Below are 14,201 nucleotides of genomic sequence, written 5' to 3'. Positions count from 1 at the left end.
TTGTCGGGATATATTCTCTTATACCGGGATGCCGTGGTCGCGGGCGAAATCCGCCATGGCCTGACGCAGCGACCGGTCGGTCCGGCGGGTCAGGGTTTCGGTGAAATCGGCCAGGCGCTGGGTATCCGCCCCGCGCACGGCGTCGCGCACCGGGCCGATATTGGCGGGCGACATCGACAGGCGCCGTACGCCCAGTCCGATCAGGGCCAGCGCGTCCAGCGGATTGCCCGCCATTTCGCCACAGACAGACAGTTCCAGACCCGCCGCCTCGGACCGGCGGACGATGTCCCGGATGACGTTCAGGACCGGCGCGGACAGGCTGTCATACCGTCCGTCCAGGCGCGGATTGCCCCGGTCGCTGGCGAACAGGAACTGCAGCAGATCGTTGCTGCCGATCGACACGAAATCCGCCTTCGGTCCCAGCGTGTCCAACTGATAGATCAGCGACGGCACTTCCAGCATCGCGCCGATTTCGATCCGTTCCGGCAGGGTCATGCCGCGCTGGGCGGCGCGGCCCAGCTCCTTGTCCAGCATGGCGCGGGCCTGAACGAATTCGTCGGTATTGGCGATCATCGGGAACATGACCCGCAGCGGCCGCCCGCTGCTGGCCTGGATCAGGGCGCGCAGCTGACCGCGCAGCAGCCCCGGCCGGTCGATGGCGATACGGATCGCGCGCCAGCCCATGGCGGGGTTTTCCTCCTGCGCCTCCTGGAAATAGGGCAGGACCTTGTCGCCGCCAATATCCAGGGTGCGGAAAGTGATCGGTTTGCCTTCGGCCTGATCGATGATCTTGCGGTACAGATCGGCCTGGGTCGGCGTATCGGGAAAGTCGGACCGCACCATGAAGGGCACTTCGGTCCGGTACAGGCCGATCCCCGCCGCGCCGGTCGCGTGCAGATGGACCATATCGATCAAAAGGCCGGCATTCATCATCAGCGTGATGTCGACGCCGTCGCGGGTGACCGAGGGCAGGTCCTTCGCCGCCAGATAGGCCGCGCGCTTTTCCTCGAACAGGCGCATCGACGTCTGGAACGCCGACAGGACCTCGTCGCCCGGCCGGATATAGCACAGCGCATTGCCGCCATCGACCAGGATGGAATCCATCGGTTCGACCCGGTCCAGGACGTTCTTCACGCGCCCGACCACGGGGATCTGCAGGGCCTTGGCGACGATGGCGACATGGGACGTGCTGGATCCTTCCTCCAGGATCAGCGCGCGCAAATGCGCCCGGTCGTAATCCAGCAGATCCGCCGGGCCCAGATTGCGGGCGATCAGGATCGTGTCCTCGGGCAGGTTCTTGCCCGCGCCGGTTTCGCCGGACAGGTGCTGCAACAGCCGGAAGGCAAGGTCTTCCAGGTCCAGCAGGCGTTCGCGCAGATAGGCGTCGTCGACCTTCTTCATCCGCGCGCGGGTATCGTCCTGGACGCGCACGACGGCGCCCTCGGCGGTCAGACCGTTATCGATGTTCTCGACGATGCGGCGGATCCAGCCCTTGTCCTTCGCGAACATGCGATAGGTCTTCAGGATATCGATATGGTCGCCGGGTCCTTCCGCGTCGGCGGCGGCCAGCATGTCGTCCAGCCGCCGGTGCATGCTGTCCAGCGCCGTTTCCAGCCGCTGCTTCTCCACCTCGGCGTCTTCCGCGACGGTGCGGCCGACCGGAATCTCCGGACGGTGCAGCACGGCGCGGCCCAGGGCCAGACCGCCATTCAGGCGGATGCCTTCCAGGCGCAGCGGCTTCAGGCCGATCCCGTCCGCCGGGTTCTGTTCCGCGGCGCCGACCAGCTCCCCGCCGACCACCATCTCGGCGACGACCATGGAGACGGTTTCCAGCGTCTCCACCTCTTCGTCCGTGTAATGCCGCCGGGTGCGGTTCTGGATCGCCAGCACGCCCAGCATGCGGCCGCCGCGCAGGATCGGCACGCCCATCATGGAGGTATAGATTTCCTCCCCGGTTTCGGGGCGATAGGCGAAATTCGGATGTTTGTTGGCCTCGGCCAGGGCCATCGGGCGGCTGTCGGCGGCGATGGCGCCGACGATCCCCTCGCCGACGCGCAGACGGGTGTTGTGAACCGCGCCCGGCTTCAGGCCTTCGGTGGCGAACAGTTCCAGGACGTCCCCGGCGCGGCGGACATAGATCGAGCAGACCTCCGCCACCAGATCGGCGGCGATCAGCTTGGCGATCTTGTCCAGGCGTTCCTGGGCGTCGCCCGGACCGGCCATGACGTCACGCAGCCGCCGCAGCAGCTTGCGCGGTCCTACCCAGTTCGCCGTCGCGCTTACGCTGTCCCCGTCCATCGGGCCGTCCCGTCCATTCTCAAACCAGGCGGGCGAAAACCACGCTCGCTCTAACCCGGTTTGCTCAAATCAGGTTGGCCGCCGCCGCCGGACCTGATACCGGCAGCTTGGCCCCCAAACCTTAATTTGTCGTTTGCAGCGACGGATTCTTGAACGCCCGTCGTTCCCCCAGCGATACGATTTACGCCGCGTCCAGCCCATAGGCCGTGTGCAACGCGCGCATCGCCAATTCGGCATATTCCTCGGCTACCAGGGTCGAGATCTTGATCTCGCTGGTAGAGATGACTTGGATATTGATGCCCTTCTCCGCAAGGGTGCGGAACATGGTCTGGGCGACCCCGGCATGGCTGCGCATACCGACGCCGATGACCGAGATTTTCACGACATCGCCATCCGACAGAAGGCTTTCATAGCCGATCTTGTCATGATTCGATTTCAGGACCTGGACCGCGCGGTCCAGATCGGTCCGTGCCACGGTGAAGGTCATGTCGGTGCGTTCGCCGTCGGGCGACACCGACTGGACGATCATGTCGACATTGATCGACGCATCAGTCAGCGGGCCGAAGATATTGGCGGCCACGCCCGGCTTGTCGGCGACTTTGACCAGGGTGATCTTGGCTTCGTCCCGGCTGTAGGCGATGCCGCTTACGACTTGCTGTTCCACGATCTCTTCCTCGTCTACGACCAGCGTGCCCGGCTTGTCCTCGAAGGAGGACAGGACTTGAAGCCGCACGCCGTGATTCATGGCAATTTCGACGGAGCGCGTCTGCAGGACCTTCGCCCCCAGCGACGCCATCTCCAGCATTTCCTCGTGACTGATCTTTTCGATCTTACGCGCTTTCGGCACGATCCGGGGATCGGTCGTGTAGACGCCGTCGACATCGGTGTAGATGTCGCAGCGGTCCGCCTTCAGCGCCGCGGCGACCGCAACGGCCGAGGTGTCCGACCCGCCGCGCCCCAGGGTCGCGATGCGGTTGTTCGGCGAAACCCCTTGGAACCCGGCGACCACGGCAACCTGGCCCTCGCCGAAGCGGCGCACGATCTCGGACCCGTCGATGTCTTCGATCCGGGCCTTGCCGTGGACTTCATTGGTGCGGATCGGGATCTGCCAGCCCAGCCAGGAGCGGGCGGAAATGCCCATTTCCTGCAGGCGCAGCGCCATCAGGCCGGCCGTCACCTGTTCGCCCGACGCGACGATCGCGTCATATTCGCGGGCGTCGTAAATCTTCGACGTTTCCTGAACGTAGCCGACCAGTTGATTGGTCACGCCGGCCATGGCGGAGACGACGACGGCGACCTCATGGCCGGCCTCGACCTCGCGCTGGACGCGGCGGGCGGCGTTTTCGATCCGGCCAATATCGGCAACGGAAGTCCCGCCGAATTTCATAACGATACGCGCCATCTTTTCGGGATCGCTTTCTACGAAGGATGACCAGGGTTCCGGCCTCGCTGCGGCGGACTGCCGCTTGCCCGGCACGGGCGGCGTATCCATACTCGGATGCCGTAGCCTAGGCAAGGGCAAGCGTCAGCAAAAACCGGGATATCCGCGCCATGTCAGCGAAATCAGCCGCCGCGACCGTCGATCCGGCCGAAATTGAGAAATTCGCCGCCATCGCCGACCAATGGTGGGACGCAGAGGGCGAGTTCAAGCCGCTTCACATGCTGAACCCGGTGCGGATCGGCTATATCCGCGACCGGCTATGCGCGCGGTTCGGCCGCGATCCGTTGAAGCCGAAGCCGCTGGCGGGGCTCAGCATCTGCGATATCGGCTGCGGCGGCGGCTTGATCTGCGAACCGCTGTCTCGCCTCGGGGCGGACGTGACCGGGGTCGATGCGACCGGACGGTCGATCGACATTGCGCTGAACCATGCCCAGCGCATGGGGCTCGATATCCGCTATCGCCATACGACCGCCGATCAGTTGGTGGAGGAAGGGGCGCAGTTCGACGCCGTGGTGAATATGGAAGTGGTCGAGCATGTCGCCGATCTGCACGGTTTCCTGTCCGATGCCGCCGCGCTGGTCCGGCCGGGCGGCGCGATGGCGCTGTCGACCTTCAACCGGACGGCCAAGTCATTCGCGCTGGGCATCGTCGGGGCGGAATACATCCTGCGCTGGCTGCCGCGCGGCACCCATAACTGGCGCAAATTCGTCAAACCGTCCGAACTGGCCGCCGGCCTGCGCCCCACGGGCATGCAGATCGCCGATCTGTGCGGCATGGCCTACAACCCGGTCCAGGACGAATTCCACCTCGCCCCCCGCGATGTGGCGGTGAATTATCTGGCCTTTGCGATCAAATCCTGATCACGGCTTTCCGTTCCCAGCCGCCGAAAGCCGTGATAGCGTCTTTTCCGCGAACTGCAGGAAAGGACCGCCCGCGCCATGACCCATACCGTAACCGTCGTAGGTAGACCGCGCATGGACCGGTAACGGAGCCTGATCCGTTCCCCATGCGCCTCCGACCCGGTTTCGGAGGTTTTTTTTCGCCCTGAACTTGCCGCCGACCTAATTGGATCCCCGATGCTGACCGCCGCCACGACCCCGCCCCGTTTCGCCACGCTCGTCGCCCTGACGGCGTTGACGACGCTGACGCTGAACATGTTCCTGCCGTCCCTGGCCGGCATGGCCCAGCATTTCGGGGTGGATTACGCCGCGATCAGCTTCGCCATTTCAGGCTATCTGGCGGTGACGGCGGGGCTGCAATTGATCATCGGGCCGCTGTCGGACCGGTTCGGGCGGCGGCCGGTCATCCTGGTGTCCCTGGCGATCTTCCTGGCCGCATCCCTGGTCTGCGCCACCACGGACGATGTCGAGATCTTCCTGGCCTTCCGCCTGTTGCAGGGCGCGATCGTCGCCGGGTGGGGGATATCGCTGTCGGTGGTGCGCGACACATTCGGGCCGCGCGACGCCGCCAGCCGCCTGGGGTTCCTCAGCATGGCCATGTCCGTGATGCCGATGACCGGGCCGCTGGTCGGCGGCGTGCTGGACGAAACCTTCGGCTGGCGCGCCAATTTCCTGTTCTACGCCGGGGTGGCGGGGGTTCTGCTGGTCGTCTGCTGGGCGGATATGGGGGAGACCAACCGCAACAAGTCGCGATCCTTCCTCAGCCAGTTCCGGACCTATCCGACCGTGCTGGGGTCGCGCCGCTTCTGGGGTTTTGCCTGCTGTGCGGCCTTTTCCGTCGGCGCTTTCTTCGCATTCCTGGCGGGGGTGCCGCTGGTCGCGGTCGCGCATTTCGGCATGTCGCCGTCGGTGCTGGGCATCTGCATGGGGTCGATCACCGGCGGGTTCCTGTTCGGCAGTTTCCTGTCCGGCCGGTTCTCGTCACGCTTTCCCCTGGCGGTGATGATGGTGGCGGGCCGTCTGGTCGCCTGTTCCGGACTGACCATCGGTCTGGTGCTGGTCCTGTCCGGCACGGTCGATCCGATCCTGTATTTCGCAGCGACGATCTGCGTCGGAATCGGCAACGGCATCACCAATCCCAGCAGCAATGCCGGCGTCATGTCGGTCAATCCCAGCCTGGCGGGCAGCGCCGCCGGTCTGTCCGGCGCGATGACGGTCGGCACCGGGGCGGTGATGTCGACCCTGGCCGGGATATTGCTGACGCCGCAGAACGCCGCCGCGGGCCTGCTGGCCCTGATGCTGGGCGCAACCGTGGTCTCTTTGCTGGCGGCGCTGGTCGTGATGCGGGCGGGACCCATCGAAGAACCCGCCTGATCCTCTCGCCTGAAATTCCCGGCGCCCCAAAAGCAAAAACGCCCCCGAAATCTCGAGAGCGTTTCCGCTAACTGCTGTCCGGTCCGCCGGGGCGGATCGGCCGTCAGGTCCGAAGACTAGAACCCTTCACGCTCGAGGCGCTTCCGCAGAAGTTTGCGGTGGCGCCGCTGCGCTTCCGCCTTTTCCCGGGCCTTCTTCTCGGACGGCTTTTCAAAATGCCGACGGAGTTTCATTTCCCGGAAGACGCCTTCACGCTGCAGCTTTTTCTTCAGCGCACGAAGGGCCTGATCGACGTTGTTATCGCGAACGATGACCTGCACTTGCTTTCACCCGCCTTTCAAGCGATTGAAGTTTTAGAAACCGCAATAAAATACGGTTGGCGGGGGCTGTCCCCCGACCGGATGCGGGCGTATACCACCGGGGACCCGATTTGTGAACCCCCCATGATCCCGGACTTCCGGGGTCTTTAAGGAGCCGCCCATGGCCATATTGAAGATCGCCAGGATGGGACATCCGGTCCTGCGCCAGATCGCGGAGGAAATCCCGGAGGCGGATTCGCCGGATATCCTGGCCCTGCTCGACGATATGGTCGACACGATGGACGATGCCGACGGCACCGGCCTGGCCGCGCCGCAGGTCCATGTGCCGCTGCGCGCCGTCGTTTATTTCGTGTCCGGCAGCCGCCGCAAGGGCGAGGAGGATCAGGACGACGTGCCGCTGACGGCGCTGATCAATCCGGTGATCGAGCCGCTGACGGACGAGATCGCCTATGACTGGGAGGGCTGCCTGTCGGTGCCGGGCATGCTGGGCCTGGTGCCGCGCGTCACGAAAATCCGGCTGCGCGCCGACACGCCGGACGGGGCGGGGATCGACCAGGAGATTTCCGGCTTCCACGCCCGGGTCGTACAGCATGAATGCGACCATTTGGACGGTATCCTGTACCCGCAGCGCATGGATGATCTATCCTTACTGCTGTTCCGGGAAGAATTGCGGCACGGCATGCCGGAAAAGGCGCGCCGCCTGATGGGCCTGCCGCCGGAACCCGACGAGGATGAAGAGGAGCCGGATTATGACGAAGGCTGAGACCGCCGGCGGCGAATTGCCGGAGGATACCCGCGAAATCCGCGACCGCCTGATCGAGGCGGCGGTGACACATGTTCCCTTCGACGGCTGGACGCGCGCGGCTTTGATGCGCGCCGCCGACGATCTGGGTGTCGACCGGAAGGATGCCGACGCGCTGTTCCCCGGGGCGGCGAGGGACATGATCGCGTGGCATTCCAAGCTGGCCGACCGGCGGATGATGGCGGCGCTGGACACGGCCGATCTGGACAGCATGAAGATCCGCGAGCGTATCGCGGCGGCCGTGATGACCCGGCTGGAGCAAAACGCCCAGGACCGCGAGGCGATCCGGCGCGGGCTGGCCATCCTGTCCAAGCCGCAGAATGCCGGGCTAGCATTGCAGCTTCTCTACCGGACCGTCGACGATATGTGGTTCGCGGCGGGCGACCGGTCGACGGATTGGAATTTCTATTCCAAGCGCATGCTGCTCAGCGGCGTCTATTCCTCGACCCTGCTGTATTGGCTGAACGACAACAGCGAGGATTTCGCCGATACCCGCGCCTTCCTGGCCCGGCGGATCGAAAATGTGATGCAGGTGCCTAAGGTGAAGGCGCGCGTCGCCAAAGCGGCCGATCTCCTGCCCGCCCGCCTGCGCGCCTTCCGCTCGTTCCGCGGCGGCATGCGCGGCGCCGGCTGACGCCACAGGATCGTTTGCGGGCGGGATCGTTTGCGGGAGGGGGCGAACGGGTGTTCTGGAAACATCTGAAAGACGAGTTGAAGGACGCCGAGGCCAAGGGCTGGCGGGAGGAGGCGAAGCTCGTTTCCCGCAACGCCATCATCGCGTCCGCCGCCGCCTTCTGTCCGCTGGGGGTCATCCTGGCGGTGACGGTGATGATCCTCTACGATTCCGTGGGAGATCTGCCGTCGCTGATGGCCAACACCGCCTATTTCTATCCGGTGTCCGGGCTGGTCTGCATCGCGCTGGCGGTCCTGATGCACAGCCGCGATCTCTATACCGGCGCGATGCTGGTCGCGCTGGCGCCCTTCGTCTGGATCTTCGTCTTTATCGGATCGGCGGTCTACTGGGTCATCCGTTGACTGATCCCGTCAGCGGTCCGGCTTCGGGAACAGCGTGGTGACATGACCCATCTTGCGGCCCGGGCGGCTTTCCGCCTTGCCGTAGAGATGCAGACGCGCACCGGGGTCGGCCAGGATCGCGGCCCAGTCGTCGGCCTCGTCCCCGATCAGGTTGCGCATCTCGCAATCGGCCACGCGCTGCGTCTTGCCCAGCGGCAGACCGCAAATCGCCCGCACGACCTGTTCGAACTGGCTGGTCGTCGCACCGTCGATGGACCAATGCCCGGAATTGTGCGGACGCGGCGCGATCTCGTTGGCGACGACCCGCCCGTCGGCGCAGACGAACATCTCCACCGCCAGCAGCCCGATATAGTCCAGCGCCTCGATCGTGCGCCGGGCGATTTCTTGCGCCCGGGCGTCGATTTCGGGCGATACGCGCGCCGGGACCAGCGTGCGGTGCAGGATGTGATCGCGATGGATGTTCTCCACCGTCTCGAAACAGGCGATCTCGCCGTCCAGACCGCGCGCGGCCAGGACCGAGACTTCCAGGTCGAAGTCGACGAAGCCTTCCAGGACACAGGCGACGCCGCCCATCCGGTCGAACAGCCCGTCGATATTGGTGTCGGGCCGGATCGCGGACTGTCCCTTGCCGTCATAGCCCAGCCGCGCCGTCTTCAAGACCGCCGGGCGGCCGGTGAAGGCCAGGGCATTCTCCAGATCGGCCTGGGACAGGACCGGTGCCCAGGGGGCGGTTTCGATCCCGGCCTTGTTCAGGAAGGCCTTCTCCTCCGCTCGGTCCTGCGCCACGGCCAGGGCGGCGGCGCCCGGCCGGACCGGCACTTGCTGCGCCAGGCGTTCCACGGCCGCGATCGGTACGTTCTCGAATTCCAGCGTCACCACATCGACGGCGGCGGCGAAGGCATCCAGCGCCGCCATGTCGTCATAACCGGCGGCGGTATGGGCGGCGACATGGCTGGCCGGGCAATCGGCCTGCGGTTCGAAGATATGGCAGTGATAGCCCAGGCGCGAGGCCGCGACGGCCAGCATCCGGCCCAATTGTCCGCCGCCCAGAATGCCGATGGTCGCGCCGGGCGCGATGACGCTGATCTCAGACATCGTCGGACGGGACCTCCGCGACGGAGTCGGTCTGTTTCGCGCGGAATGCGTCCAGGGCGGCGGCGACATCGCTGTCCATCAGCGCGATGATCGATGCCGACAGCAGCGCGGCGTTGATCGCGCCCGCCCGGCCGATGGCCAAGGTGCCGACCGGAATGCCGGCCGGCATCTGCACGATGGACAGAAGGCTGTCCTGCCCCTTCAGGCTTTTCGATTCGATCGGGACGCCGAACACCGGCAGCGGTGTCATGGCTGCCGTCATGCCGGGCAGATGGGCCGCGCCGCCGGCCCCGGCGATGATCGCCTTCAGGCCACGGTCGCGCGCGGTTTCGGCGTATTCGGCCATGCGTTTGGGGGTACGGTGGGCAGAGACGATGCGGGTCTCGAACGGCACGCCCAATTGTTCCAGCGTGTCCGCCGCGTGTTTCATCGTCGGCCAGTCGGACTGGCTGCCCATAATGATACCGACCACAGGCTGCGTCATGCCCTAACCCCCTCGTCAGATCGGCCCGGAAACTGCCCGCCGGGCGGAAAGGCCGGGAGTATAGGGGCGCGTTCCGTGCGCGCAAGACATGGAATCCCTATATAATAGGTGTCATGAAGACGGATGAGACCAATCTGCCGCGCGACCCGGCCAAGGTGCCGCGCAGGATGCCCATCGACCCGGCGGCGCGATCCGCCGCGTCGCATCCGCGCAGCGCGTCCGAACGGGAATGGGACGCACTGGACGCCTGGCGGGAAAGCCTGGATTCCGGGCGCGGGCCCGCTGATCCCGTGCGCGTCCACGGATTGGATTTGGACCAAAGCGACGAGGCGACGCGCCAGGTGATCGGGACGTTCACCGCCGATTTGGCCCGCCTGCACGAGGCCCTGGAGGCGGCGGAGGAACGGCTGGCCCGGGCCGAGGAGGCCCGCCGCCACGATCCCGATACCGGTCTATTGCGGCGCGACGAGTTCTTTTCGGAAACCCGCCATCTGGAACTGCTGGATCAGCGCGAGGGGGTGCGCAGCGAAGTCGCGGTCTTGCGGGTCGACGGATTCGAGGATTTCCGCCGCCGGGTGGGATTGGCCGCGGCCTACCGGGCAGAGCGTATCCTGTCCCGGGCGCTGGCCGGCACGGTCGACCCGGCGGAACCCGCCTGCCGGCTGCGCGACGGGGAGTTCGCTGTCCTGCTGACCGGCCTGCATGGCGATGCGGCCCTGGCCCGGGCGGAGGCCCTGGCCCATGCGCTGGCCGCGGCGATCGATCATTCGGTGGAAACGGTCGATCTGCGGCCGGGCAGCCTGTCGGTCGGACGCACGGAACTGCAATCGGGGGAATCGCCGCTGGACGCGCTCGACCGCGCGGATCGCGACGCCGAAAGCTAAGGAAAGTGGACCGCGCGGATCGTCAGGCGATGATGTCGGGCACCAGCATGGCGTTCAGCCGCGACAGCTGATCCTTGATCATCAGCTTCCGCTTCTTCATGCGCTGCAATTGAAGCTGGTCGAAGGGCGCCGCTTCGGAAACGCGGGCGATCATCTGGTCCAGGTCGCGATGTTCTTCCGTCAGGCCGGCGATCTCGGCCTTGATTTCGGCTTCTTCTTCCTCGTCCATCTTCGGCAGGGTTTCCCGGTAACGACTGAAAACAACGGACCCGCCGGTGACGGCGGGTCGGACTTGCGGATTATAGATCAATCCGTCGTCGCGCGGAAGCACCAGCTTGCATCCGTGACGCCGGGGCGTCACCCTGACGCGCATGACGGATCAAGAAGACGCCATCAGCCCTGTACCCGATCCCGCGACCAATCCGGCTGCGGCCTTCCGCCGGTTCTCGCTGACCGCCTATAGTGCGCCGCAGGTCGAGGGCGTCTGCCTGGCGCTGCAGGAAAGCCACGGGCTGGACGTCAATCTTCTGTTGCTGTGCTGCTGGGTCGGCCGTCATGGCGTCCGCCTGCCGACGGACACGTTGCGCCGCGCCGATCAGGCCGTCGCCCCGTGGCGCGAAACGGCGATCGGCCCGCTGCGGGCGTTGCGCCGCCGTCTGAAGGCCTCGGTCGGCGGTATCGGTGCGGAAACCGCCGCCGCCCTGCGCCGCAAGATCAAGGAGGCGGAACTGGATGCGGAGTTCATCGAGCAGGATCATTTGGTGACCTTGATGGATCATTTGTCCGGAACCGACGGCCGGGCGGCGGACCGCGCCGGGTTGGTACGGGGCAATTTGATCCGTTATGCGTCGATGGCCGGCATCGCGGCGGGCGACATGCCGCGCGATGCGTTCGAAATCCTGGTGGCTGCCACGGTGCCGGGGGGGAGGGCCGCGGAGGGCGCGGAACTGGATTCTCTTCAGTAAGGAATGTCCGGACGGCGCGCGGCGTCCCGGAGGGTCACCCTTTGACGTTGTCCGCCATTTCGGCGTTCCGTTCGCGCAGTTCCTGCAGCAGGGCGTCGATCTGGCCGCCATTGCGGCGGATCACCGAGACGAACTCTTCCTTCTGCGTCGTCACCATGGACACGCGCTCGACGATGATGTCGATCACCTTCAGCGACCCGTCGATTTCATGGACGACCCAACGCACATTGACGGGCGGGGCGCCGTCATTGCGATGAATCAGAACGGTGACGTTCTGGGTGCCGCGACGGCCTTCCTTGGTGTCGACCAGTTCGACCTTCTGGCCGGTATAATTCTTGAACAGGATCGCGTATTTGCGAACGATGTTCTCTTCCAGCAGGGATTCGAACTCGTTCAGTTCCTCATCGGTGGCGCGGCGGACATAGGGACCCAGCGCACGCCGCGCGACGTCGGAGATATCCATGCCTTCGCGCAGCAGGCTGCGGAATTTTTCCGCGCGGTCCTGGTTGCTGAGGTCGGGATTGGACAGGGCGCCAACGGCCTTGTCAGCCATGCGCATAATGAACGTGCCGGCGTCTTCCGCCGCTCGGGCGTCCGACGTTCCCGCAAAACCGATCAGTGCTATGAAACCGGCGAACAGTCCGCCGATAAACCTACGCCGCGACATGAACAAATGCCTCAGTTGACAAGGCTGGCCTGGGTGTTTTTCCCATCCGACTCCGTGTCGATGCCTTCATAGCCTTCGAAACCGATATTGGGCAGTGCGTCGTCGTCGGGCACGCCGTTCCGGATCAGGCTTTCGCGCTGTTGGCGATAGAGGCTCCGCACCGTTGCGTAGAAGTCCAGGGAGGTTTCTTCCAGGTCTTCCAGTTGCTTGTAGTTCCGGGACCGCGTGTCCACCGCCTCGGTGACCGTGCGGATCAGGCCGTTATGTTCGATGACGAAGTCATCGGAATTGTAGCCCCACCAGCGCAACGGATCGAGGCCAGCGTCGACGATGATGCCGATCGCGTCGCGCCCGCTGGACGGGCCGATGAAGGGAAGCATCAGATAGGGGCCTTCCTCGACCCCCCAAACCGCCAGCGTCTGACCGAAATCTTCCTGGTGAAATTCGATACCCGCCTCGCCGGCCACATCGAACACGCCCCCGAAACCGGCGACCGTGTTGAAGATGAAGCGGCCCATGGTTTCGCCCGCGCGGTCGATATCGCCCTGCATCAGGTCGTTGGCCAGGATAACCGGCGTCTTGATGTGGCGCAGGAAGTTGCGGACGCCGTCGCGCACCAGGTCGGGCAGGATGAATTCGTAAGCCTGGGCGACCGGGCGCAGGACAGCGCGGTCGACGGCCATGTTGAATTCGAAGATCGCCTCGTTCAGCGGCTGAACCGGGTCGTTCGCTTCGTCATAGATTTCCCGTTCGACGGGATCGGTCGGCGCTGTGGCGCAGCCGACAAGCGCGACCGACAGCACGATGCCGGCGCAAAGGCGTTTGATGGAAGCAATCGAAACAAGACCAGCCGGCATTCTATACGTCCCTAACCCGTGCGGCGCGTGCCCGAAATCGGTAATTGCGTCGCTTAATCAACACTTTACGCGCTCATTACTCCCGCGACCGCCTGACAAGGCCGCATTCTGCGGCGGATTGGGCGGTCCCAACTTCGCTTCGGTTCCCGGGCGGGAACGTTGCCCCCATACGTGTCCCGGCAAGAAACTTAGGCCAAGCGTTGGGACTCTTACGTCCCATTCCAACTGCTCAGGTACCATAGGCGTCGGGGCCGTTCCACAGCGCTTATCGGCGCTATGGGATTTCATCGAAATACTGTTGCAAATTTGCCAAGTCACTTGAATTTGTGTCGACAATTCCGGGTTTTGACCTTCTTGCGCAAATCGGCATTCTTGCCGGTAAGAAAAATTCGGGGAGCCTTGCCATGCCGTCGCCGGACGCGCCCTATTTCGGGGCCGAAGTCACCAATGCCTGCCGGCCCACCGTCGTACCGGACTGGACCGACTATAACGACCATTTCAATGTCGCCTATTACGCCCAGGCCTTCGACATGGCGGCACGCCAGTTCCGGGGGGATATTGGAATCGCGGAAGACGTGCCGTTGCGCACCGCGCGCAGCCGCATCGACTATCTGCGGGAAATTCCGGGCGGCGCGACCCTGACGATGACCACGCAAGTTCTGTCGGCGGGCACCGGTGGACTGCATCTTCTTCAGGCGCTCTATGCCGGAGAGGACCCTTATCTGGCCGCGATCGAAGAGCGTTTCGACATCGCTTTTGCCCCGGCGACCGGCTCCGCCTGTCCGCTGGACGGGGCGGCGCTGCGGGACTTTCAGGGCGCGGCGGCACGCCATTCCGGTCTGGCTGTACCATCCGGGTGGGGTGGGTTGGCTTCCGAATCCCGGTAGGGTGGCGCCGCGGCTTTCCGCGTCTGCACGAGCCTGTCCGGGGCTGGTTTGCTGGCGTTTCCGGGGCGGTCGCTAAAACGGTTGAGGCCTGAGAACAATTTGGTAGCATGCGAGTTAACGAAGGCGTATGTCCGTGGTTCCGGGTCGTCCGGGATCCGGGTAAGGGGTGCCGCCACAGCATGACAATTTCACC

At 64.9% G+C, this 14,201-nt stretch carries 16 protein-coding genes; 8 read left to right on the top strand and 8 right to left on the bottom strand.

Annotation, left to right across the window (positions count from 1 at the left end):
* Window positions 1-18 precede the first annotated feature (18 nt).
* Entirely contained in the window at window positions 19-2,298 is a 2,280-nt protein-coding gene (ptsP, locus tag ACO06O_RS16665; protein ID WP_420418695.1) for a phosphoenolpyruvate--protein phosphotransferase, read from the bottom strand.
* Between the two features lie 181 nt (window positions 2,299-2,479).
* A complete protein-coding gene (locus ACO06O_RS16660; RefSeq protein ID WP_420418694.1) occupies window positions 2,480-3,700 on the bottom strand; it encodes an aspartate kinase in 1,221 nt (406 codons plus the stop codon).
* A gap of 149 nt (window positions 3,701-3,849) precedes the next feature.
* Here ACO06O_RS16660 and ubiG point away from each other — a divergent pair, with 149 nt between their 5' ends.
* A complete protein-coding gene (gene ubiG, locus ACO06O_RS16655; RefSeq protein WP_421882230.1) occupies window positions 3,850-4,599 on the top strand; it encodes a bifunctional 2-polyprenyl-6-hydroxyphenol methylase/3-demethylubiquinol 3-O-methyltransferase UbiG in 750 nt (249 codons plus the stop codon).
* A gap of 216 nt (window positions 4,600-4,815) precedes the next feature.
* Window positions 4,816-6,012, top strand: coding sequence for a multidrug effflux MFS transporter (locus ACO06O_RS16650; protein WP_421882227.1), 1,197 nt, complete (start codon window positions 4,816-4,818; stop codon window positions 6,010-6,012).
* 116 nt (window positions 6,013-6,128) lie between these two features.
* Here ACO06O_RS16650 and rpsU read toward each other — a convergent pair whose 3' ends face one another.
* On the bottom strand, window positions 6,129-6,332 hold the full coding sequence (gene rpsU / locus ACO06O_RS16645; protein WP_169624038.1) for a 30S ribosomal protein S21: 204 nt from the start codon (window positions 6,330-6,332) through the stop codon (window positions 6,129-6,131).
* A gap of 160 nt (window positions 6,333-6,492) precedes the next feature.
* Between rpsU and def the strand changes: the two genes are divergently transcribed.
* Genes def through ACO06O_RS16630 form a run of 3 tightly spaced genes read left to right on the top strand, consistent with a single transcriptional unit; the run spans window position 6,493 to window position 8,169 of the window.
* The gene (gene def, locus ACO06O_RS16640) at window positions 6,493-7,095 is read left to right on the top strand and encodes a peptide deformylase (RefSeq protein ID WP_421882224.1); all 603 of its coding nucleotides are present in this window, start codon (window positions 6,493-6,495) and stop codon (window positions 7,093-7,095) included.
* The gene (locus ACO06O_RS16635) at window positions 7,082-7,768 is read left to right on the top strand and encodes a COQ9 family protein (protein WP_421882221.1); all 687 of its coding nucleotides are present in this window, start codon (window positions 7,082-7,084) and stop codon (window positions 7,766-7,768) included. Before def ends, ACO06O_RS16635 begins: the two co-directional genes overlap by 14 nt.
* 50 nt (window positions 7,769-7,818) lie before the next feature.
* Window positions 7,819-8,169 (top strand): hypothetical protein, encoded by a 351-nt coding sequence (locus ACO06O_RS16630; RefSeq protein ID WP_420418689.1) that lies wholly within the window; start codon window positions 7,819-7,821, stop codon window positions 8,167-8,169.
* Window positions 8,170-8,178: 9 nt separating this feature from the next.
* Here the strand turns inward: ACO06O_RS16630 and ACO06O_RS16625 are convergent, their stop codons facing one another.
* Together ACO06O_RS16625 and purE are read right to left on the bottom strand one after the other, a co-directional pair.
* Window positions 8,179-9,264, bottom strand: a complete 1,086-nt coding sequence (locus ACO06O_RS16625) for a 5-(carboxyamino)imidazole ribonucleotide synthase (RefSeq protein WP_421882218.1) — start codon at window positions 9,262-9,264, stop codon at window positions 8,179-8,181.
* Window positions 9,257-9,748, bottom strand: a complete 492-nt coding sequence (gene purE / locus ACO06O_RS16620) for a 5-(carboxyamino)imidazole ribonucleotide mutase (RefSeq protein ID WP_421882215.1) — start codon at window positions 9,746-9,748, stop codon at window positions 9,257-9,259. The genes ACO06O_RS16625 and purE overlap by 8 nt, the downstream gene beginning before the upstream one ends.
* Before the next feature lie 113 nt (window positions 9,749-9,861).
* On the opposite strand from purE, the gene ACO06O_RS16615 reads away from it, so the two are divergent.
* The gene (locus ACO06O_RS16615) at window positions 9,862-10,632 is read left to right on the top strand and encodes a diguanylate cyclase domain-containing protein (protein WP_421882212.1); all 771 of its coding nucleotides are present in this window, start codon (window positions 9,862-9,864) and stop codon (window positions 10,630-10,632) included.
* Between the two features lie 22 nt (window positions 10,633-10,654).
* On the opposite strand, the gene ACO06O_RS16610 is transcribed toward ACO06O_RS16615, so the two are convergent.
* Complete coding sequence (locus ACO06O_RS16610) at window positions 10,655-10,963, bottom strand: YdcH family protein (RefSeq protein WP_421882210.1); 309 nt, start codon at window positions 10,961-10,963, stop codon at window positions 10,655-10,657.
* Between the two features lie 40 nt (window positions 10,964-11,003).
* On the opposite strand from ACO06O_RS16610, the gene ACO06O_RS16605 reads away from it, so the two are divergent.
* Complete coding sequence (locus ACO06O_RS16605) at window positions 11,004-11,597, top strand: TIGR02444 family protein (protein ID WP_421882207.1); 594 nt, start codon at window positions 11,004-11,006, stop codon at window positions 11,595-11,597.
* 34 nt (window positions 11,598-11,631) lie between these two features.
* On the opposite strand, the gene ACO06O_RS16600 is transcribed toward ACO06O_RS16605, so the two are convergent.
* A complete protein-coding gene (locus ACO06O_RS16600) occupies window positions 11,632-12,264 on the bottom strand; it encodes an MlaC/ttg2D family ABC transporter substrate-binding protein (protein WP_421882204.1) in 633 nt (210 codons plus the stop codon).
* A gap of 11 nt (window positions 12,265-12,275) precedes the next feature.
* Entirely contained in the window at window positions 12,276-13,121 is an 846-nt protein-coding gene (locus ACO06O_RS16595) for an MlaA family lipoprotein (RefSeq protein WP_421882201.1), read from the bottom strand.
* A gap of 404 nt (window positions 13,122-13,525) precedes the next feature.
* Between ACO06O_RS16595 and ACO06O_RS16590 the strand changes: the two genes are divergently transcribed.
* Window positions 13,526-14,008 (top strand): thioesterase family protein, encoded by a 483-nt coding sequence (locus ACO06O_RS16590; protein ID WP_421882197.1) that lies wholly within the window; start codon window positions 13,526-13,528, stop codon window positions 14,006-14,008.
* Window positions 14,009-14,201: the final 193 nt, after the last annotated feature.

The organism is Pacificispira sp., assembly GCF_965228185.1.
Taxonomy (GTDB): Bacteria; Pseudomonadota; Alphaproteobacteria; order UBA8366; family Aestuariispiraceae; genus Pacificispira.
Note: the sequence above shows the minus strand (reverse complement) of the source record. Positions and strands in the feature narration are given on the sequence as shown.

Excerpts from the sequence above, each read along its gene's own strand:
- ACO06O_RS16605 (WP_421882207.1), top strand. The coding sequence starts at position 11,004 with ATGACGGATCAAGAAGACGCCATCAGCCCTGTACCCGATCCCGCGACC.
- ACO06O_RS16625 (WP_421882218.1), bottom strand. The coding sequence starts at position 9,264 with ATGTCTGAGATCAGCGTCATCGCGCCCGGCGCGACCATCGGCATTCTG.
- ACO06O_RS16660 (WP_420418694.1), bottom strand. The coding sequence starts at position 3,700 with ATGGCGCGTATCGTTATGAAATTCGGCGGGACTTCCGTTGCCGATATT.
- def (WP_421882224.1), top strand. The coding sequence starts at position 6,493 with ATGGCCATATTGAAGATCGCCAGGATGGGACATCCGGTCCTGCGCCAG.
- ACO06O_RS16595 (WP_421882201.1), bottom strand. The coding sequence starts at position 13,121 with ATGCCGGCTGGTCTTGTTTCGATTGCTTCCATCAAACGCCTTTGCGCC.
- ACO06O_RS16615 (WP_421882212.1), top strand. The coding sequence starts at position 9,862 with ATGAAGACGGATGAGACCAATCTGCCGCGCGACCCGGCCAAGGTGCCG.
- ACO06O_RS16590 (WP_421882197.1), top strand. The coding sequence starts at position 13,526 with ATGCCGTCGCCGGACGCGCCCTATTTCGGGGCCGAAGTCACCAATGCC.
- ptsP (WP_420418695.1), bottom strand. The coding sequence starts at position 2,298 with ATGGACGGGGACAGCGTAAGCGCGACGGCGAACTGGGTAGGACCGCGC.
- ACO06O_RS16600 (WP_421882204.1), bottom strand. The coding sequence starts at position 12,264 with ATGTCGCGGCGTAGGTTTATCGGCGGACTGTTCGCCGGTTTCATAGCA.
- ACO06O_RS16635 (WP_421882221.1), top strand. The coding sequence starts at position 7,082 with ATGACGAAGGCTGAGACCGCCGGCGGCGAATTGCCGGAGGATACCCGC.
- purE (WP_421882215.1), bottom strand. The coding sequence starts at position 9,748 with ATGACGCAGCCTGTGGTCGGTATCATTATGGGCAGCCAGTCCGACTGG.
- ACO06O_RS16650 (WP_421882227.1), top strand. The coding sequence starts at position 4,816 with ATGCTGACCGCCGCCACGACCCCGCCCCGTTTCGCCACGCTCGTCGCC.
- ubiG (WP_421882230.1), top strand. The coding sequence starts at position 3,850 with ATGTCAGCGAAATCAGCCGCCGCGACCGTCGATCCGGCCGAAATTGAG.